Source organism: Nocardiopsis sediminis, assembly GCF_042650565.1.
Taxonomy (GTDB): domain Bacteria; phylum Actinomycetota; class Actinomycetes; order Streptosporangiales; family Streptosporangiaceae; genus Nocardiopsis_B; species Nocardiopsis_B sediminis.
Genome location: NZ_JBHSBH010000006.1, coordinates 67,754 through 88,047, shown reverse-complemented (window position 1 = coordinate 88,047; position 20,294 = coordinate 67,754). Strand labels below are relative to the sequence as shown.

The following is a 20,294-nucleotide window of genomic DNA, read 5'->3' as shown; positions in this document are numbered from 1 at the left end:
GCTGCCGCGGCGGCGCCGAGCTGGCCGACCACCGTGTCCTGGCCCACCAGGTCGTCGAAGACGCTCATCGTGCCCCCAGCATAGGAGGAACGGAGGACGGCCGTGGGGCGAGTCCACAGACCCGGGAAAACCCGGGACCCCGGGACGGTGGCCGTCCCGGGGTCCCGAGGTGGTGGAGGTGGTACCGGCACCGGAAGGGCGCCGTCAGTCCTCGATGACCGTCAGTCCTTGATGATCGGCATCATCCCGGTGATCGCCTCGGCGTCCTGCGGGACCGGGTCGGGCAGCAGCGGGCGCACCCGCCGCTGGATCTCGCGCAGGATCTGCTCCTGCGGCTCGCGGGCGTCGAGCACGAGGTAGCGGCCGGGGTCGCGTTCGGCCAGCTCGCGGAAGCCCTTGCGCACCCGGCCGTGGAACTCCGCGGACTCCGACTCGATGCGGTCGGTGGACCCGCCCAGGCGGGCCAGGCCCTCGTCCGGCGGGAGGTCCAGCAGCACGGTCAGGTGCGGCGTGAGGCCGTCGGTGGCCCAGGCGTTGACCCGCTCGATCTCGGCGGCGTCGAGCTCGCGGCCGGCGCCCTGGTAGGCGAGGGTGGAGTCGATGTAGCGGTCGCTGATGACGATGGCGCCGCGCCGCAGCGCGGGCAGGATGACCTCGCCGACGTGGTCGGCCCGGTCGGCCGCGTACAGCAGGGCCTCGGCCCGCGGCGACATGCCCGTGTGCTCCTTGTCGAGCAGGAGCGCGCGCAGCCGCATGCCGAGCTTGGTCGAGCCCGGCTCACGGGTGGGGACCACCTCGAAGCCCTCGTCGCGCAGCCACACCGACAGCTGCCCGGCCTGGGTGGACTTACCGGCGCCCTCGCCGCCCTCCAGGACGATGAAGGTGCCCGGAAGCCGCTCCTCGTCCTTCTCCACGGCCACCGGGACGCCGCGCAGGGCGGCGGCCAGCTCGGTGAACAAGGAGACCTCGGTCTCCTCCGCCACCTGCCGGTAGGAGACGAACGCCACGACCAGCACCAGCAGCGCGGTGATGATGAGCACCGCGCCGGTGCCGAGGAAGTCGTAGCCGAGTTCGCGCACCTGGATCCGGTGATCGCCGATCACTCCCGCGACCAGCGGGCCGACCGCGGCCGACACCAGCAGCACGATGCGCGCGGCGGCGTGCAGGAACGCGAAGGCGCGGCCGCGGAGGTCGTCCTCGACCTCGTGGCCGATCACGGTCAGGCCGATCACCCAGGCGATGCCGGCGCCCACGCCGACGACGGAAGTCAGCACGGCCGCCATCACCAGGTTGGGGATGAGGCCGGTGAGCAGCAGGGCCAGGCCCGAAACGCCGATGCTCAGTGCGAACAGCCGGCGCCGGCTGAAGTCGCGCAGGATCCGCTGGCCGATGAACATGCCGAAGGCCATCCCGGCGAAGACGGCGCAGAACAGCACGCCGAACCCGGCGTTGCCGGCGCCCAGGCGCTCGACGAGCACGCGCGCCACGCCGACCACCGCGCCGCCCGCGGCGAACACACCGAGCATGCCCAGGAACAGCCCGCGCATCAGGGGGGTGGCCCCGGCGTGGCGCCGATCCGTCCAGATGGTGCGGAACACGTTCTCGGGCCGGAAGCGGTTCTTCTCGCGTTCCGCCTTGGCCGCGGCCTTGGCCCTGGCCTGCTCGGCGGCCTGCTCGACCGGGTCGGGCAGCGCCGGCGCCTCGACGGTGGCGGCGATCGGGTCGCCGGAGGCGGGGATCTCCGCCGTGCGGGCGTTGGGGTCGGGGATGGGCGCGGTGCGCTCATTGGGGTCGACCTGGGGGACCTGCTGCGGCGCCGGCGGCGCGGGCGGGGCCGCCCCGGCGCGGGCCTCGCGCTTGGGGACCGGCAGCCCCCAGACGACGGCCGCCGCAATGAAGAAGGTGACGCCGTTGATGTAGAGGGCGATGTCGGCCTCGGGCACGCCCATCGACGGGATCAGCCCGCCGAGCAGGGAGCTGACCGACGCCAGCGCCGCGAACAGCCCGGCCGCCACCGGCGCGGTGCCGTAGGTGGTCAGCAGGCCGAGCCGGTTGGCCTCTTCCAGCTGCTTCTTCGGCACGAGGCCGGGGACGGTGGCGTCCTTGGCCGGGGTCCAGAACAGGGCGACGATCTCGGCCAGGAAGGTGGCGGCGAGCAGCCACCACAGGTCGCCGACGATCGGGATGGAGATATAGAGGGCGCCGCGCAGGATGTCGCCGACGACCATGGTCAGCCGGCGGTCGACACGGTCGACGAGCAGCCCCGCCAGGGGGCTGAGCACGATCGTGGGGGCGAGCTTGAGGGCGACGACGCCGCTGACGGCGAAGTACTGGACCAGCGGGGCGGAGCCCTGCGTGAGGATCACGGCCAGCGACATCATGGCCAGCAGGCTGAGCCAGTCGCCGAGGCTGGACAGCGACAGCGAGATCCACAGGCGGCGGAACGGCCTGTTCGCAAGGACACTGCGCGCCTCGCCCGGCGCTCCAAGGGGTGCAGATCTGCTCATAGCGAAAGGTTATCGACGGTTCCGGTCTAGGACGGCGTACGGACGGGGGTTGCGGGACGGGGGGCGTCACTCGGCGGAGGGGATGGTCCCGGGCGGGGCTCGGGGGCCGCCACCGGGATGGAACAGGGGTGATCCGCGGCGCATCGGGGCAGGGTCACCCCGGTTCGAGAGAGGCGGCGACCGCCGCGCCCGCGGATGGTGTGTCCGCGGCACTGTACTGCCGGGCGGACGATAGCGCCACCCCTGCCTCTCCCCCGCCGGCCGACGGCCCGGCGGACCGGCGGGCACCGGGCCGCGGGCGGCGGCCGGTGCCCTGGGGGCAGCGCTAGGACTTCGGGGTGCCGTCCTTGGCCGCCCGGGAGGCGGCGGTCCTTCTCGTCCCGCTCGCCTTGGTGGTGCCGGACTTCGCCGTGCCGGACGCGGACGTGCCGGACTTCGCCGTGGACTTCTTGGCGGCCGGCTTCTTGGCCGGCGCCTTCTTCGCGGCGGTCTTCTTGGCGGGCGCCTTGGCCCGGCGCTCGGCCAGCAGCTCCGAGGCGCGCTCATCGGTGATCGACTCGACGTCGTCGCCCTTGCGCAGTGAGGCGTTGGTCTCGCCGTCGGTCACGTAGGGGCCGAACCTGCCGTCCTTGATGACCATCGGGCTGCCGGTGGCGGCGTCCTTGCCCAGCTCGCGCAGCGGGGCCGAGGCCGCGGCGCGGCGCCCCCGCTGCTTGGGCTTGGCGAAGATCTCCTTGGCCTCGTCGATGGTGACCGTGAACATCTGCTCCTCGGTCTCCAGCGAGCGGCTGTCGGTGCCCTTCTTCAGGTACGGCCCGAACCGGCCGTTCTGCGCAGTGACCGGCTCGTCGTCGATCTCGCCGACCACCCGCGGCAGCGACAGCAGCCGCAGCGCGTCGTCGAGGGTGATGGTGTCGAGGGACATCGACTTCAGCAGCGACGCCGTGCGCGGCTTCACCGCCGCCTTCGACTTCGCCTTGGGCTTGGCCTCGGAGTCGGCGGCGGGCTCCTCCAGGACCTCGGTGACGTAGGGGCCGAAGCGGCCGTTGCGGGCCACGACGGGCCGCCCGGTGGCGGGGTCGGTGCCCAGCTCGCGGTCGCCGCTGGGCTGGGCGAACAGCTCCTCGGCCTTCTCCTCGGTCAGCTCGTCGGGGGCGAGGTCCTCGGGGACGTTCACCCGCTGTCCGTCGCGCTCCATGTAGGGCCCGTAGCGGCCGACCCGGATCATGATGTCGGTGCCGGGCAGCGGGAAGGAGCTGACCTCCTTGGGGTCGATCTCGCCGAGCTGGTCGCCGACCAGCTCCTTGAGGCCGGTCTCGCCGCCGGAGCCGAAGTAGAACCGCCGCAGCCACGGCACGCTCTCGGTCTCGCCGCGCGCGATGTCGTCGAGCATGTCCTCCATGCGCGCGGTGAAGTCGTAGTCGACCAGGTTGCCGAAGTGCCGCTCCAGCAGCTGCACCACGGCGAACGCCAGGAAGGACGGCACCAGCGCCGAGCCCTTCTTGAACACGTAGCCGCGGTCGAGGATGGTGCCGATGATCGACGCGTAGGTGGAGGGCCGGCCGATCTCGCGGTCCTCCAGCTCCTTGACCAGGCTCGCCTCGGTGTAGCGCGCCGGCGGACGGGTGCTGTGGCCCTCGGCTTCGAGCTGCTCGGCCTTGAGCGGGTCGCCCTCGTCGACCGGCGGCAGCCGCCGCTCGCGGTCGTCGAGCTCGGCGTTGGGGTCGTCGGCGCCCTCGACGTAGGCCTTGAGGAACCCGTGGAAGGTGATGATCTTGCCCGTGGCGGTGAACTCGGCCAGCTCCCCCGTGCTGGAGGTGCCGGCGACCTTCACCGTGACGGACTCGCCCACGGCGTCCTTCATCTGGGAGGCGACGGTGCGCTTCCAGATCAGTTCGTAGAGCCGGAACTCCGCGCCGCTCAGGCCGGTCTCGGCGGGGGTGCGGAAGGAGTCGCCGGCGGGGCGGATCGCCTCGTGGGCCTCCTGCGCGTTCTTCACCTTGCTGGCGTAGACGCGCGGCTTGGCGGGCACGTGGTCGGCGCCGTACAGGCGGGCCGCCTGGTCGCGGGCGGCGGCGACGGCGCTGTCCGACAGCGTGGTGCTGTCGGTGCGCATGTAGGTGATGTAGCCGTTCTCATAGAGCCGCTGCGCCACCTGCATGGTCTGCTTCGCCGACAGGTTGAGCTTGCGCGACGCCTCCTGCTGGAGGGTGGTGGTGCGGAACGGGGCGTAGGGCGAGCGCTTGTAGGGCTTGCGCTCGACCGACCGCACCGCATAGTCGGCGCCCTCCAGGCGGGCGGCCAGGGAACGGGCGGCGGTCTCGTCGAGGTGCAGCATGCCCTCGGCGGAGCGCAGCACGCCCTGGGCGGTGAAGTCGCGGCCCACGGCCACGCGGGCGCCGTCGACCGACACCAGGTGCGCGACGAACGTGGAGGGGTCCTCGGCCGGGGCGCCGCCCATGGCGTCGAACACGGCCTTGAGGCCCCAGTACTCGGCCGGGGTGAACGCGATGCGCTCCCGCTCGCGCTCGACGACCAGCCGGGTGGCGACGGACTGCACGCGGCCCGCCGAGAGCTTCGGCATGACCTTCTTCCACAGCACCGGGGACACTTCGTAGCCGTAGAGGCGGTCGAGGATCCGGCGGGTCTCCTGGGCGTTGACCAAGGGCAGGTTGAGGTCGCGGGTGTTCTCGGCGGCGCGCCGGATGGCGTCCTTGGTGATCTCGTTGAACACCATGCGCTTGACCGGGATCTTCGGGTTGAGCTCCTCGCGCAGGTGCCAGGCGATGGCCTCGCCCTCGCGGTCCTCATCTGTGGCGAGGTAGAGCTCGTCGGCGTCGGCCATCAGCTCCTTGAGCTTCTTGACGTGCGCCTTCTTGTCGGAGTTGACGACATAGAGCGGCTCGAAGGCGTTGTCGACGTTGACGCCCAGCCGCGCCCAGGGTTCGCCTTTATAGCGGGCCGGGATCTCCGCGGCCTTGTTGGGCAGGTCACGGATGTGGCCGATGCTGGACTCCACGACGTATCCCCGGCCGAGGTAGCCGGCGATGGTCTTGGCCTTGGCGGGCGACTCGACGATCACCAGGCGGTTGCCGCCGCCGTTGTGTCCCGTTTCCTTCGAGCCGTTCTCGCCGGCGCTGCCCTTCTTGGGTGGCACGCTCTTCCCCTACATCTAGCCTTGCGCTGTCTCTGCGACGATCTACCGGACCGCGAGCCCATCGGTCCCCCAGCAACTGACGGTAACCGACGACTTCGGCGTTCGCTTCCCGAGCGGCGTGATCGAAATGGTCGGACAGCCCCGAGGGGGACCCATGATGTTTCCCCGTGTGCGTCACGCTGGTAACCCACCTGTATGAACGCTATGGCACGAACCCCGTCGGCAGTCGCAGAATAAGCGCAATGCTCGAGTACGAATACCGGGAGCTGCGGCTTCCGCGAGGCACCTCACGCGGCACCGCCCGCCAGGCCCTGACCGAACACGCCGAGTACGGGAGATGGGAGCTCGCCCGTGTGCGGCTCTACCCGGATGGCACCCGGCTCATCACACTGCGCCGGAAGATCATCCGCCAACTCCGTCTAATGTGATTTCCGACACATACCACCGTGCCGGGTCGTCGCCACTCCGACCGGCGGGCGCGCTCCGCCCGCCCCTGACAGTAAGCGGCGGGTCCCCCCGGGACATTCCCGGGGGGACCCGCTGTGTCGGCGCCACGGTCGTCACGTCCGCCGCCCCGCGCTGAGTCCACCACGACCGTTGCCTGCGGGGAAGCGGGTGCACCGGCCGTGTGCCGGTACCTGCTTCTCGTGCTCCTCGGCCGGCGGCGCCTGCGCGCCGCCGGTCCCTGCCGGTACTGCCGTACTTCCGTTACTGCTCGATCCTGCATCCGGCGGCGCGGCCGCCGCGCCCATCACCCCGTCGAGAGTCCACCACGACCGTTGCAATTGGGGAGACGGGCCGGCTGCGCCGTGCACCGGTTCTCACTCCGCCGTGCCCATCCGGCGCCCCGAAGGAGCCCGGCGGCACTGCGTTATCCAGGTGACCCGCGGGGACCCCGCAGACCGTGTGACCAGCACGGTCCGCGCGCCCTCCCGGATCGCCGTGGAAATCGTGCGGCCTAGTTCAAGCCCAGGGCGCCCGTGACCGAGTTGAGCGGGTCGGTGCCGCTCTGGCCCTCGGTTGCGTCGGCCAGCCCGGCCAGCTCGCCCGCGAGCCGCTCCGAACTCTGGGCCACCGCCTCAGGCTCCGGGGCGGGCAGCGTCCGCACCACCGGCACGTCCTCCAGCGCCACCTCCGGCAGCCCCAGCTCGTTGGTGCCCGTCGGCTGGGACCCCGTCCCCTGCGCCGGGGGCTGCTCGGCCGACAGCGGCAGCACGCTGTCCGCCCCCGTCGAGGGCTGCGGCAGCTCGGCCTGCCCGCCCTCGGTGCCGGGCTCCTCGGCGGCGCTGTGCTCGACCCTGTCGCCGTTGCTGTTGCTCTGGGCCGGGCCGTTCTCCGCGCGCTGGTGCTCGATGACCGCGGCGCCGCTGTCAGTGCCCGCTGCGCCGGCGTTGCCCAGCACCGCGATGGCGTTGCCCACGGCGTTGATGGGCACGTCCAGGTCGGCGACCAGCTGGTTGCCGCCCAGCAGCGACGCGTTGCCGGTGGTGCTGACGTCCTCGCCGTCCTCGGCCACGAGGGCCGTGGTGTGGTCGGCGCTCGCGCCCGCGTTGCCCGCGATCGCCCCGATGGCGTTGCCCGCCAGGTTCACGGGGACCTCGGCGTCGATCACGGCCTGATTGCCGCCCAGCAGCGACGCGTTGCCGCTCGTGGAGACCTCGTCATCGTCGTCGCCGTGCCCCGACTGGTGGACGACCTCGGCGGCCTGGTGCTCGACGGGCGCCGACTGCCGCAGGGGCGGCCCGGCCTGGAGCTCGCCGGTGTCGACCTGCAACGGACGGGCGAGGCCGCTCGCGGCCCCCGTCAGCGAGGACAGGTCGGGGCCGGGCGACTCGGGAGCGGCCGTGTGCTGGACGTAGGTGCCGCCCTGGAACACCGGGGGCTTTGGCGCAAGCTCGCCGACCGCGTACTCCGTGGTCGCCCGCAACTCGTCGACCTTGGTGAGGACGTCGGCGTCGCTCAGCTGGTGCTCGCGCTCGGGGCCCGCCGGCGCCCGGTCGTGCTCGCGCTCGGGGCCGTGCCCGTGGTGGTGCCCCTCCTCGCCCTCGATGACCGCAGCCCCGGTACCGGCGGCAGCGGCGCCGGCGTTGCCCAGCACGGCGATGGCGTTGCCCGCGATGTTGACGGGGACGTCGCCGTCGATCACGGCCTGGTTGCCCCCGAGCGCGGAGCCGTTGCCCGAGGTGGAGACGTCCTCGTCGTCCTCGGCGACCAGGGCGCCGCTGTGGTCGGCGTCCGCCCCGGCGCTGCCGAGCACGCCGATGGCGTTGCCCGCGGCGTTGATGGGCACGTCCAGGTCGGCGACCAGCTGGTTGCCGCCGAGCAGCGAGCCGTTGCCCGATGTGCTGGTGGTGTCGGCGTAGGAGACCCCCGCGCCCAGGGCGACGAAGCCGGCTGTGAGCAACGCGGCCCTGGCGGAGGTTCGGACCCACGTAGGCATGTGGAAGTCCCTTCGAAACGGATCAACGTGTGGATGAGATGGAGTCGTGCGAGGCCGCGGAGGCCCTTGCCCCTGGGAGGGACACGGCTGCCCATTGGCCCTGGCCGTCCGTTCGACCGCACCTGGCGGGTGCGGAACCGGGCCGGACGGGGGCGCGCAACGCCTCGCGCGTGGCTCGCTGACGAGTGGGTGCACGCCCTGTTTCAGCTCCGCTCCGGATGAGCGGAGGCTGACGTGAACCCCGCGATCGTGGCCGCGTCGCGGGACTCGCGTCAGCCCCCCGGTCGCGGGGACCGGGGAAGCCGATGTCCGTCAGCGCCGGGAGCGCGCGCCCCGGCGCCGGCCGAGCAGGAGGGCCGCGGCGCCGACGGCGACGGCCCCCACCGCTGCGGCGACGAACGGGACCAGGCCGCTTCCGGTCGCGGGGAGCTCCGTGCCCCCGGCGGGGGTCATCGCGGCCTCGGAACCGGTCCCGGGCGGGGCGGCGTGCCCACCGGACGGGGTGGCCGGGGATGCGGCACCGTGGTCATCTGGGGTTCCCTCTTCCTCTTCCTCGCTGCCCTGGCCCTCGGAGCCGCCGCCCGAACCCTCGGCGCCGCCCGGCCCGTTGCCGTCGCCCGCGGCGCCCTCCGGCTCGCGCCCGGGCTCGTCGTCACCGCCGCCCGAGCCCTCCGAGCCGTGGCCGTCCTCGTGGCCGTGGCCGTCTCCGTGTCCGTCTCCATGGCCGGAGCCCGGCCCCTCACCGACCACGGCGTCGGTGCCCTCGCAGTCGGCGCCGGAGTTCCCGAGCACCGACACCGCGTTGCCGCACGCGTTCACCGGGACATCGGCGTCGGCGTCCAGCTGATTGCCGCCCAGCAGGGAGCCGTTCCCGCTGGTAGAAGTCGAGTCGTCGGAGGAGCCCTCGTGGTGGTCCTTGCCCTCGGCGACCGCCGCTCCGGAGCCGGAGCACTGCGCGCCGGAGTTCCCGAGCAGCGCCACCGCGTTCCCGCACAGGTTGACGGGGATGTCGCCGTCGACAACGGCCTGATTGCCGCCCCCGAGAGAGCCGTTCCCACTCGAAGTGGTGTCGGCGGAGGCGATCGGCGCAACGGTGAAGAAGCCGGCCGCGACCACCGCGGCGAACGTCGTCGTATATGTCCGTGACATGTGACAGTTCCTCAAGGTTCGATCGGATTCGAAGATCGGGGGGCGCCAAACGGGGGTCACTCGTGACAGGCGCGCAGCGGTCCGGGCGGGGGCGTCGCGGAACCGGCGGGCCGTGTCAGGGCAGAGGCCGGTTCAGGCGCGCGCGCTCGCCGCCCGTGAACCCGCTAGTCGGGAGAGAAGGACGGGTCGTCGGCGGCGTCGCGGACGACCAGCGTCGGGTCACCGGGCAGCGCGACGCGCTGGGCGGTGAGGCGCAGCACATCGCTGCGGTTCATGAGGAACCCGGCCGTGGCGGGCACGGGGACCGACGACGACGAGACCGCTCCCGCGGAGTCGGAGCCGCCCTTCCAGGGCGCGGAGTCCGCGTCGTGGTGCCGCTCGGCCCCGGCCTGGTCGTGCTCGGCCCCCTGGGCGAGCGCGTCGACGTGGCCGGCCAGGGTCACGGCGGGGCTCAGCGCCTGCCCGGCCGCGCGTTCGCGGTCGGCGGCGTTGCGGTCGCGGTCGTCCTCGCGGGATGCGTCGTCGTCACGCTCGTCCGCGGGCGCGCCGCGGTCGGGTGCCGTGAGGCCGCCGATGCCGAGCGGGCGGCCGAGGACGGGCAGCCCCGAACGGGAGCCGTCGTCGACCACGTTCTGCAAGCCGTCGCGAAGCCCGCCGGCGGGGCCGGCGAGGCCGTCGGAGACGGCTTGGGTCAGCGGCGAACCGCCCAGGGAGTCGCCGGCGTAGCCGCCCACGCGGCGGCCGGCCTCCACGGTTCCGGAGACGACCCCGCCGGTGGTGCCCGCCGCGGCCTCGACGACCTGGCGCGCCCCGCGGCCTGTGGCCGCACCGGCCTCGGCGACGGCCGGGAGGACGTCCCCCGGCCGGGCGGCCGCGACGATCCGGCCGACACGGTCGCCGAGCGGGCGGAGGCTGACGGGCGCATCCGTGCGCGTGCCCGTTGCGGCTCCGTGCTCCTGCTGCTCGTCCTGCGCGGGCTCAGCGGTCCCGGCGGAGTCGGCGGAGTCGGCGGTTTCGGCGGGCTCGGGATCGACGGAGAGGCCGACCCGCGAGGAGTCGCCCTCCGTGGAGTCACCGGAGTCACCCGAGTCGCCGGAGTCACCGGCCCCGAGAACGCCGGCGAGCCCGTCCACGGCCGTGACCCGGTCGCCGGAAGAGTCGTCGGCGGAGCCGGCGAAGCCGGTGGTGTCGGTGCCGGACAGGCCGACAGGATCGGCCCCGGACACGTCAGCGGGTCCGTCGGGTCCGTCGACGGAGTCGGCGGGCCCCTCCGACCCGGGAAGCAGGGACGGGTCCTCGGCCACAGCGGCGGCGACGCCGCCGAGCAGCCAGCCCGCCAGCGCCAGGACGCTCAGCAACGCCATCCGGACCAGGGTCGCCGCCACGGGCACGCGCACGGCACGGACGGGGAACCCCCGCCACTGCCGGCCTGCGTGCACCATGGGTTGCCACCTCGGAGTATCGGATGCCGTCGATCCATCCGTGCGCGCCGGGCCGCACGCGGTCGATTCCGCCACAGGCCCGCACACAGGGACGTTCACAGAGAGGAATCCTTTGTGAACTGACAGTCACCGTAGCACCACATCGGGCAAGACGGTGGAGCGAAACGGAAAACGGACCGGGATTTTTTCCCGGCCCGTTGACCCGCCTCCGGGCGGTTCCGCAAAGCCACCGCATCCCGGCCGGAACGGCTCCCCCAACCCGCCGGGGAACCGCCCGGGACCCGGTCAGCTCAGGTCGATGAAGCGGTCGAGCACCCGCACCCCGAAGCGCAGGCCGTCGACCGGCACGCGCTCGTCCACCCCGTGGAACATCCCGGAGAAGTTGAGCTCCGGCGGCAGCTTCAGCGGAGCGAAGCCGTAGTTGCGGATGCCGAGCCGCTCGAAGCTCTTCGCGTCGGTGCCGCCCGACAGGCAGTAGGGGACCGCCCGCGCGCCCGGGTCCTCGGCCAGCAGCGATTCGGACATGGCGCTGACCAGGCCGCCCTCGAAGTCGGTCTCGACCGACGGCAGGTGGTGGATGAACTCCCGGCTGACATTCGGGCCGAGCAGCCGGTCGATCTCGGCGAAGTACTCCTCCTCCATGCCCGGCAGGAAGCGGCCGTCGACCTGGGCGGTCGCCGTGCCGGGGATGACGTTGGCCTTGTAGCCGCCGTCGAGGACGGTGGGGTTGACCGTGTGCCGCAGGGTCGCGCCGATCATGCTCGCGATCGGGCCGAGCCGCGCGACGGTCGCCTCGGCGTCGTCCTCGGAGAACTCGATCCCGTAGGCGTCGCAGACCTCCTCCAGGAAGGTCCGCACGGTCTTCGTCAACCGGATGGGGAACTCGTGGCGCCCCAGCCGGGCGATCGCGTCGGCGAGTTCGGTGACCGCGTTGTCACAGTTGACCATCGACCCGTGCCCGGCGGTGCCGCGCGCGGTCAGCTTCATCCACGCGATGCCCTTCTCCGCCGTCTCGATCAGGTAGAGGCGGCGGTCGTCGTTGACGGTGAAGCTGAAGCCGCCGACCTCGCTGATGGCCTCGCTGCAATCGGCGAACAGCTCCGGATGCCGGTCGACCAGCCATTGCGCGCCCCACGTCCCGCCGGCCTCCTCGTCGGCGAGGAACGCGAGCACGATGTCGCGCGGCGGGGTCCGGCCCTCGCGCATGCGCTGCCGCAGGACGGCCAGGACCATGGCGTCCATGTCCTTCATGTCGACGGCACCGCGCCCCCACACGCAGTCGTCGGCGATCTCGCCGGCGAACGGGTGGTGCGTCCAGTCGGCGGCGTCGGCGGGGACCACGTCCAGGTGGCCGTGGATCAGCAGCGGGGGCCGCTCACGGTCCGCGCCGGGGATCCGCGCCACCACACTGCTGCGGCCGGGGTGCGACTCATAGATGGCGGGCTCGATCCCCACCTCGTCGAGCTTCCCCGCCACATACTCCGCGGCCACCCGCTCCCCCGGCCCCGAGTGGTCACCGTAGTTGGAGGTGTCGATGGCGATCAGCTCCCGGCACAGGTCCACGACCTCGGCCTCGGCCGCCCCCATCCCCTCGTTCCCACCGGCCATGGTGTGCACCAGCTCCTCTCCTCACACCCGACATCCAACACCGACCCACCCATCCTCCCGCGCCCCCGAAAACGATGTACGTCCGGCCTCCGACCTTTGCTATGGTTAACCCTGTCCGGACGCCCGATCAGGCGCCCGAAGACACCCACGTCCGGGTGGCGGAATAGGTAGACGCGCTAGCTTGAGGTGCTAGTGCCCGTTAAGGGCATGGGGGTTCAAGTCCCCCCTCGGACACGTACCTTTCCCCATGGGATCGGTTGAGATCTTGGTGCGGGTCGAGCCTCAGCTCGGCCCGCACAGTCTTTTCTGCCCGTGGGTGGGAGAGTGTGCCTTCATCGGGCGTGCTTCGGGCCGGGTCAGGCCTCGGGGTTCAGCGTCGCGGCGGCTGCGGCCAGGTCGGCCTCGCGGCGCGTGGTCAGGGCGTACAGGGCGTACCCGATCGGGGAGGCGTCCCACAGGTGCCTGGCCTGCGCGGCCAGGCCGGGGTGGACGTGGCCCCCGGCCGCGGCGTAGGCGTCGATGGCGGCGTGCAGCATCTCCTCGCCTGCGGCGCCGTACTGGGCGGCCAGGTCGCGGGCGGGGTCGTCCACGCGGGCGGTGGTCCAGTCCAGGACTCCGGTGATCGCGCCGCTCTCGTCGAACAGGACGTGGGCGGGGTAGATCTCGCCGTGCGTCATCACGGTCTGCCGAGGCCAGCAGGGGTCGTCCTCGAGCCAGGCCTGCCAGGCCTCGGACAGGGCGGGCGCGACCGTGAACTCGTCGTGCACACGCGCGATGTCCTCGGCCCAGGACGTGCGCACCTCGTCCGGGGTGCGCACGTCCACCCCCGCGGCCTCGGCCTGCTGCCGGTTGATGGCGTGCAGGCGCGCCAGCAGGCGTCCCAGCCGCTCGGCGTAGCCGGGGCTCGCCGGGTCCATGTGCCACTCCGGCTTCCCGTCGTCGGTGAGGGTCAGGCCGGGCGCGCCGGGCAGTGCCGGGTAGGCGATCAGGTCGGGCTCGCACACCTGCCAGTCGGGGACGGCGACGCCGTCGGCCGCCAGGACCGGGGAGACGAGGTCGTGGATGCGGGCCTCGGCCGCCATGCCCGCCGAGACGTCCGGTCGGCGCGGCACACGAAGCACCCACCTCCTGCCGGCAATGTCGTCGGCCATGACGACCCGGTAGTCCAGCCCCGCCTCGTTCAGGTCCGCTGATCCCGGGACCAGGTCCAGGCCGTGGGCGGCGGCCAGGGCGGTGACGTCATCGATCGTGCTCACGGGACCACATTCTCACCTGCACGCGCACCGGTTCCACCGCATTTCCTCCCCGCCATGGACGACAAGCCCGCCAGCCGGGCTGTTGAGGCATCAAGCACCCGGAGCCAGATCGAGGCCGCCCCATCCGCGTCCGCGCGCAAGCACCCCCGAGCCGGGGGCGCGACCCGGCGCTGACCTGCTCGCCGGAGCGCGACTTTTACAGCGGTTGATCGTCCCGCGGCGACCGTGGTCTACTGAACCGGCTCCCCCCATTCGATGCGAATAGGTGACAATCTCCATGCCCGACCCCACGACCGGCCCAATCGTTGTCGAATTCACGGATAACGGCGAGGCCGGTTTCCCGACCCGCGTCGATGTCCGCGTCCGCCAGGGAGATCTCGGCCGGGACGGTTCGGTGAGCACCATCGGCATGGCGCGCTGGCTGGAGGACGCGCGGTTACGGGTCCGTATGCGCCGCTTCGAGCGACTGGTCGGATCCGGAGGATTCGGCCCGCTCCGGATTCTGCTCGCCGGTCAGCACGTCGAACGGCTCGCACGCGCCGACCGGTCCGACGGAATCGTCCAGGTGCGTTCGGGCGTTCGCCGCATCGGGCGATCGTCGTTCACGATCGGGCATGCGGTATTCGCCGGCGACAGGCACGTGGGCAGCGGCGAGGCCACCATCGTGCTCGCCGGCCCCGAGGGACCTCGCGCGCTCCCTGATGAGTTGATCGCAGACCTCAGGGACGTGCAGTCGGCGGAGCCGGACCAGGCGACCGTGGCCCGCCCGGGGGCCGAGCGCCAGCAGCGCGACCACTATGCGCACTTCTTCCCGCTGCACGCGCGCATAGGCGACGTCGACATCAACGACCATGTCAATTTCATTTCCCTGGCCGGCTGGTATGACGAAGCCGTCTCTGCATTCGCCCTGAAAGCGACCGGAACGCGCGATCGAGGGCCGGTTCCGGACCTGTCCCCGTGGTCGTATCGGATTCACTACACCGGTGAAGTCACCTATCCCGGCGACTACGACATCGGGATCCTCATCCGCTCTCTCGACGGTGATTCCGTCCATTATGAGATGGGCGTTTTCCGCGACGGCACGTGCTTGGGCGTGGCCGACGCCGTCGGGGCACGCGGAGAGCTGCCTGCCGAGTGGCTGGAGGCTTCCCTGGTGCAGCCCGGGACGGCGCCGTAGAAGGCCGAGGGGAGCGACCGTCCTTTCCGCGTGTGATGGGCCCTGTCCTTCGGCGTGCGGTGCCGTCGGAACGGGTCCATCCGCAAGGGCGCACATGTCAACGGGTCAGGCCACCGGAGCAGCCGCGGTCGCCGCCGCCGACGGCGCATAGAGTCGTGGGTGGGATCAGCCGGTCGTCCGCGGCCGGACGGGCGTGGCTCGGGGAGGACAGACTGAACAAGGTGACCATCCGCGAGGTCGCCGAAATGGCAGGCGTTTCTCCGGCTTCCGTGTCGAACTACTTCCACCGGCCGCGCAAGCTGTCCGAGGCGACGCGGGGGCGGATCCGCCAGGCCGTCGACGTGCTCGGGTTCATGCCGAACAACGCCGCGCGCACGCTGCGCACGGGCGTGAACCCGATCGTCGGCTACATCGCCTTCGAGCTCGCGGGGGCCACGACCCCCGAGATCGCCGCCGCCATCGAGAAGCGGATCTCCGACCGGGGCATGTACCTGCTGATGGCCAACGACACCGGGTCGGCGGAGCGTGAGCGGAACTACCTGCAACTGTTCGCCAAGCAGCAGGTCAGCGGCGTGATCATCGCGCCGGTCGGCGATGTCGAGCCCGACCTCGCGCAGATGCGGGCCCAGGGTATCGCCAGCGTTCTCAGCGCGCGCCGCGCCGAGTCGCCCGAACAGGCGTCGGTGTCGATCGACCACGTCACCGGCGGCCGGCTCGCGATGGAGCACCTGCTCGACCGGGGGCGCCGGCGCATCGGCTTCGTCGCGTCCTCACTCGACCTCCGGCAGGTGGCCGACCGGCTCAACGGGGCGCTCGCCGCGGTCGGCGCGGTGCCGGGGGCCTCGCTGGAGGTCATCCCCGTTCCCGAACGCTCGGTGGCGGCCGGCATCGCCTGCGCGGACGAGATCGCCAGGCGCCCGCCCGGCCGGCGCCCCGACGCGCTGTTCTGCGTCAACGACCTCTTGGCGATCGGCGTGATCCAGGCGTTCGTTGCCGGTCAGAGCGTGCGCGTACCAGGGGACATCGCCGTCATCGGCTACGACGACATCGAATTCGCGCAGTCCACGATCGTCCCGCTCAGCACCGTCCGCACCCCGCACGCCCGGCTGGGCACCGCGCTGGCGGACCTGCTCTTCGAGGAGATCGCCCGGGTCGGTGCCGGCACCGCGGTGGACGACGCGGCCCAGCGGCGCCGCCGGATCGAGTTCTCCCCCGAGCTCGTGGTCCGGGAATCCACCGGCAGGTGCTGACGGGCTGATGCATCCCCCTGGCTGGGGCCTGGGGGCCGGGGTTGGGTTGGGGGGGTTGGGCTGGGGGGTTGTGTAGGTCACGTAAATCGATTTACCATCATCGCTCTCTGAGGGTGTCGATATGCAGGCACGTCGGCCTCCCCTGGAGCTGAGCGTGGTAAATCGAATCACCCAAGCCCGCGGCACCGTCCCGCCGGCGAAGGAGTCCCCATGGCCGACACCACCACTCCCCCGCCGCGCCTCGATGGCCGGCACTGGCTGCTCGCCGTCGCCGCGGGCATGGCGTCCCTGCTCGATGCCGGCGCGATCATCTCGGTCGGGCTGGGGCTCGCGCTCTGGCGTGACGCCTTCGGCCTCGACGTCTGGACCGTCGGCGTCCTCGGCTCCGCCCTGACGCTGTTCATCGCCGTCGGCGCCCTCACCGGCGGCCGCCTCGCCGACCTGGTCGGCCGCGGGCGCATGTTCTCGCTGTCGATCCTGCTCTACGCGGTGGCCGCGCTGGCCGTGGCGTTCGCCCCCGGCACGGCGGTGCTGGTGACGGGCGTGGTGATCCTCGGTATCGCGGCCGGAGCCGACCTGCCCACGTCGATCGCCGTGCTCTCCGAGCGGGCGCCCGCCGGGACGCAGGGGCGGCTCGTGGCGTTCACCCACGTGATGTGGACGGGCGGGGTCGTGCTGGCGACCTCGCTCGGCTTCGCGGTCTCCGGCATGGGGCTGCCGGGCATCCGGCTGATCTTCTGCCTGCTGGCGCTGCTCGCCGTCGCCACGTTCGCGTTCCGCGCGTTCTACCCGCCGTTCCGCGCGCTGGAGACCGAGGCCACGGCGCGCCACACGGCCGCCGGGGTGGATCCGGCCACGGCGCTGCCCCTGGCCGCGCTGGTGCGCAACCGCCGCTACGCGGCCATGCTGGCGCTGACCGCGCTCTTCTACCTGTTCTTCACGCTGGTGGCCAACACCTTCGGCGGGTACAAGACCTATTTCATGGTGACCGTGGGCGACGCGACCCAGACGACCGCAACGGCCATCTCCTTCGGGACGACCCTGATCGGCCTCGTCGGCACGATCGTGTTCACCCGCATCGCGGACACGAACTGGCGCAGCCGGCTCTTCGCCGCGGGCGTGCTCGTCTTCTGCGCCTGCCAGCTGCTGATCGCCGTCACCGGCGGCGTCGTCCTCCCCGCGGTGATCGCGGCGCTCGTCCTGTACAACGTGGCCTTCCCCTTCGTGGGCGAGGCGCTGTACAAGGTCTGGACCCAGGAGTCCTTCCCGGTCAACGCGCGCGCCACGGCGCAGGGGGCGACGATGGCGGTGGCCAGGTTCGCCGCCGCGGGCTTCGCGCTGGTCACGCCGGCGCTGATCGAATGGAGCCCGTCGGGGCTGTTCTACCTGCTGGCCTTCTTCGCGCTGGTCTCGGGCCTGATCGGCGCGGTCATCATCCGCCGCTTCCGCCGCGACGGCATCATCACCGCCCCGGAGCCGGGCGCCACGGGAACCGGGGTGCGCGCATGACGCCGGACCCGATCGCCGGCCGGCCGCGGATCGGCCTCGACGCCGAGCCCTTCGTCCCCGATCCGCGTCCCGCGCTGTCCTGGCGGACGGCGACCCCGGCGCGCGACTGGGCCCAGGCCGGCGCGGACATCGAGGTCGTCCGGGGCGGCGGCGCGCGGGAGACCGCACACGTGGCGGGCGGCGACTCGGTCCTCGTCCCGTGGCCGTTCGCGCCGCTGGAGCCGCGGGAGCAGGTGCAGGTCCGCGTGCGGGTCCGGGGCGCCGACGGTTCGGCCTCGGGGTGGGGCGAGCCCGCCGAGGCGACCGCCGGCTTCCTCGGGCCCGGCGGCTGGCGGGCCCGCTTCATCGGGTCCGGTTCGGAGCGGCCGCACCGGCTGCGCACCGAGTTCACCGTGCGCGGCCGGGTGCGCCGGGCGCTGCTGTACGCGACGGCGTTCGGCGTCTACGACGCGCGGATCAACGGCGCGCCCGCAGACGACGCGGAGCTGAAGCCCGGGTGGACCAGCTACCAGTGGCGCCTCACCTTCGACGTCAACGACGTGACGGCGCTCCTGCGCCCGGGCCGCAACGCGTTCGGCATCGAGCTGGCCGGCGGCTGGTACACCGAGCGCTTCGGGTTCCGCGACGCGGCGCGCAGGTTCTACCAGGGCGACCCGGCGGCCGCCGCCCAGCTCGTGATCGAGTATGAGGACGGCACAACGGACACCGTCGCCACCGGCGGCGACTGGCGGTGGGGGCACGGCCCGGTCGTGGAGTCCGGCATCTACCAGGGCGAGACCTACGACGCGCGGCTGCACGAGAACGGCTGGGCGCGCCCCGGTTTCGCGGACGCGGCCTGGCTCCCGGCGGTCCTCGCCGAGGTCCCCGACGTGCTCCCCGAGCCGCGTTCGGGCCCGCCGGTGCGCGTGACCGAGCGGCTGAACGTGCGGCAGGTCCTGACCACGCCCGCGGGCCGGACGGTCCTCGACTTCGGCCAGAACCTGGTCGGCCGCGTGCGGATCACGGTCGGCGGACCGGCCGGACACACCGTCACCCTGCGCCATGCCGAGGTGCTGGAGGACGGGGAGCTCGGCACCCGGCCGCTGCGCAACGCCGCCGCGACCGACCGCTACACACTGCGCGGCGACGGCGAGGAGACGTGGGCGCCGTCGTGGACCTTCCACGGGTTCCGCTACGTCGAGGTCGGCGGCTGGCCGGGCGACTTCGCCGCGTCCGCGGTCACGGCCGAGGTGATCCACACGGACATGCCCCGGACCGGGGGGTTCACGACAGGCCACGAGCTGCTGCAACGCTTCCACGACAACGTGGTCTGGGGCATGCGCGGCAACTTCCTGTCGGTCCCGACGGACTGCCCGCAGCGGGACGAGCGGCTGGGCTGGACGGGGGACATCCAGGTGTTCGCGCCGACCGCCGCCTTCCTCTACGACTGCGACGGCTTTCTCCGGTCCTGGCTGCGCGACGTCGTCCTGGAGCAGCGTGCGGCGGACGGCGTCGTGCCGATGGTCGTCCCGGCGGTGATCCCCCAGGTCCCGGGGTTGTCCGAACCGGTGGCGGCGTGGGGGGACGCGATCAGCGTGGTGCCGGGCGTGCTGCACGAGCGCTACGCGGACACCGAGGCGCTGCGCGCGTGCTTCGACGCGATGGCGCGGTGGGTCGACGTGGTCGGCGAGCGGGCGGGCGAGGGGCTGCTGTGGGAAGGGGGCGTGCAGTTCGGTGACTGGCTCGACCCCGATGCACCGCCCGACCTGCCCGGACGGGCGAAGACCGATGCCGGGATCGTTGCCACGGCCTACTTCTTCCGTTCGGCGCAGCTCACATCGCGCGCCGCCGCGCTCCTGGGCCGCGACGCCGACGCCCGTCATTACGCCGGGCTGGCCGGGCGGATCGCCGGCGCCTTCCGCGCCGCCTACATCACGCCCGGCGGTCGCATGATGTCGGACGCGCCGACCGCCTACGCCCTGGCGATCGCGTTCGGGCTCGCGGCCGACGGGCAGCAGAGGGCGGCGATGGGGCGGCGGCTGCGCGACCTCGTCCGCGCCCACGGTTACCACATCGCCACCGGCTTCGTCGGCACCCCACTGGTCTGCGAGGCGCTGGTGGAGACCGGGCACGCGGATGCCGCGTCGCGCCTGCTCACCCAGACCGAGTGCCCGTCCTGGCTGTACCCCGTGACCATGGGCGCCACGACGGTCTGGGAGCGCTGGGACTCCATGCTCGAGGACGGGTCGATCAACCCGGGGCAGATGACGTCGTTCAACCACTACGCGCTCGGCGGCGTGGCCGACTGGCTGCACCGGCGGGTGGCCGGGCTCGCACCGGCCGCCCCCGGGTACCGGCGCATCCGCGTCGCGCCCGTCCTGCTCGACGCGCTCGACGACGCCGCGGCCTGGCACGACACCCCCTACGGCCGCGCGTATGCGGGCTGGCGGCGGGACGGCGGCACCGTGGAGTTCCGGGCCGAGGTACCGCCGAACGCGCGCGCGGCCGTCCGGCTGCCGTCCGGCGCGGAGTACGACGTGGGCAGCGGGGTGCACGGCTGGACCGAGCGCCATGCGCGCCCGCGCCGCACGCGCTCCGCCCTGGGGCTCGACAGCGACCTGGTCACCGTGGTCGACGACCCCGAGGCCTACCGGGCGGTCCTCGCGGCGGTCCGGTCCCTGGACCCCGAACGGGCCGCCGCGTTGCGGGGCACCACCCGCTGGACGCCCGGCCGCACCCTGCGCGATCCGCTCAGCAAGGCCCCGCTCACCGTGCTCGACGCCGTCGAGAAGGCGCTCGCGGCCCTGCCCAGTGCCTAGG

General features: G+C 72.7%; 12 protein-coding genes, 1 tRNA gene and 1 pseudogene (1 of these 14 cut by a window edge). 6 read left to right on the top strand and 8 right to left on the bottom strand.

All coding sequences use genetic code 11. From position 1 onward, the window contains the following. The 3 genes and pseudogenes from ACFOVU_RS08945 to topA form a co-directional block, all read right to left on the bottom strand. Window positions 1–68 (bottom strand): annotated as a pseudogene (locus ACFOVU_RS08945) (DNA polymerase III subunit delta') (it extends 1,094 nt beyond the left edge of the window). 153 nt (window positions 69–221) lie between these two features. Further along, a complete protein-coding gene (gene tmk, locus ACFOVU_RS08940; RefSeq protein ID WP_378531738.1) occupies window positions 222–2,507 on the bottom strand; it encodes a dTMP kinase in 2,286 nt (761 codons plus the stop codon). Window positions 2,508–2,832: 325 nt separating this feature from the next. Then, entirely contained in the window at window positions 2,833–5,664 is a 2,832-nt protein-coding gene (gene topA, locus ACFOVU_RS08935; protein ID WP_378531736.1) for a type I DNA topoisomerase, read from the bottom strand. Window positions 5,665–5,906: 242 nt separating this feature from the next. On the opposite strand from topA, the gene ACFOVU_RS08930 reads away from it, so the two are divergent. After that, window positions 5,907–6,092, top strand: coding sequence for a DUF5703 family protein (locus tag ACFOVU_RS08930; protein WP_378531734.1), 186 nt, complete (start codon window positions 5,907–5,909; stop codon window positions 6,090–6,092). Window positions 6,093–6,622: 530 nt separating this feature from the next. Here ACFOVU_RS08930 and ACFOVU_RS08925 read toward each other — a convergent pair. The 4 genes from ACFOVU_RS08925 to ACFOVU_RS08910 form a co-directional block, all read right to left on the bottom strand. Continuing rightward, complete coding sequence (locus tag ACFOVU_RS08925; protein WP_378531733.1) at window positions 6,623–8,104, bottom strand: hypothetical protein; 1,482 nt, start codon at window positions 8,102–8,104, stop codon at window positions 6,623–6,625. Between the two features lie 312 nt (window positions 8,105–8,416). After that, complete coding sequence (locus ACFOVU_RS08920) at window positions 8,417–9,253, bottom strand: chaplin family protein (RefSeq protein WP_378531731.1); 837 nt, start codon at window positions 9,251–9,253, stop codon at window positions 8,417–8,419. Between the two features lie 164 nt (window positions 9,254–9,417). Then, window positions 9,418–10,695, bottom strand: a complete 1,278-nt coding sequence (locus ACFOVU_RS08915; protein ID WP_378531729.1) for a hypothetical protein — start codon at window positions 10,693–10,695, stop codon at window positions 9,418–9,420. 285 nt (window positions 10,696–10,980) lie between these two features. After that, window positions 10,981–12,303 (bottom strand): M20/M25/M40 family metallo-hydrolase, encoded by a 1,323-nt coding sequence (locus ACFOVU_RS08910; RefSeq protein ID WP_378531816.1) that lies wholly within the window; start codon window positions 12,301–12,303, stop codon window positions 10,981–10,983. A gap of 149 nt (window positions 12,304–12,452) precedes the next feature. Here ACFOVU_RS08910 and ACFOVU_RS08905 point away from each other — a divergent pair. After that, window positions 12,453–12,537, top strand: a tRNA-Leu gene (locus ACFOVU_RS08905). A 122-nt stretch (window positions 12,538–12,659) separates the two neighbouring features. Here ACFOVU_RS08905 and ACFOVU_RS08900 read toward each other — a convergent pair. Then, window positions 12,660–13,559 (bottom strand): macrolide 2'-phosphotransferase, encoded by a 900-nt coding sequence (locus ACFOVU_RS08900; RefSeq protein WP_378531727.1) that lies wholly within the window; start codon window positions 13,557–13,559, stop codon window positions 12,660–12,662. Window positions 13,560–13,836: 277 nt separating this feature from the next. Here ACFOVU_RS08900 and ACFOVU_RS08895 point away from each other — a divergent pair, with 277 nt between their 5' ends. From ACFOVU_RS08895 to ACFOVU_RS08880, 4 genes are all read left to right on the top strand, one after another. Then, entirely contained in the window at window positions 13,837–14,736 is a 900-nt protein-coding gene (locus ACFOVU_RS08895) for an acyl-CoA thioesterase (RefSeq protein ID WP_378531725.1), read from the top strand. Window positions 14,737–14,957: 221 nt separating this feature from the next. Next, window positions 14,958–15,986 carry a LacI family DNA-binding transcriptional regulator gene (locus ACFOVU_RS08890; protein WP_378531723.1) on the top strand — a complete coding sequence of 343 codons (1,029 nt, stop codon included), beginning with the start codon at window positions 14,958–14,960 and terminating at the stop codon, window positions 15,984–15,986. A 210-nt stretch (window positions 15,987–16,196) separates the two neighbouring features. Continuing rightward, window positions 16,197–17,495 (top strand): MFS transporter, encoded by a 1,299-nt coding sequence (locus ACFOVU_RS08885; protein WP_378531721.1) that lies wholly within the window; start codon window positions 16,197–16,199, stop codon window positions 17,493–17,495. After that, entirely contained in the window at window positions 17,492–20,293 is a 2,802-nt protein-coding gene (locus ACFOVU_RS08880) for a family 78 glycoside hydrolase catalytic domain (protein ID WP_378531719.1), read from the top strand. The genes ACFOVU_RS08885 and ACFOVU_RS08880 overlap by 4 nt, the downstream gene beginning before the upstream one ends. Window position 20,294: the final 1 nt, after the last annotated feature.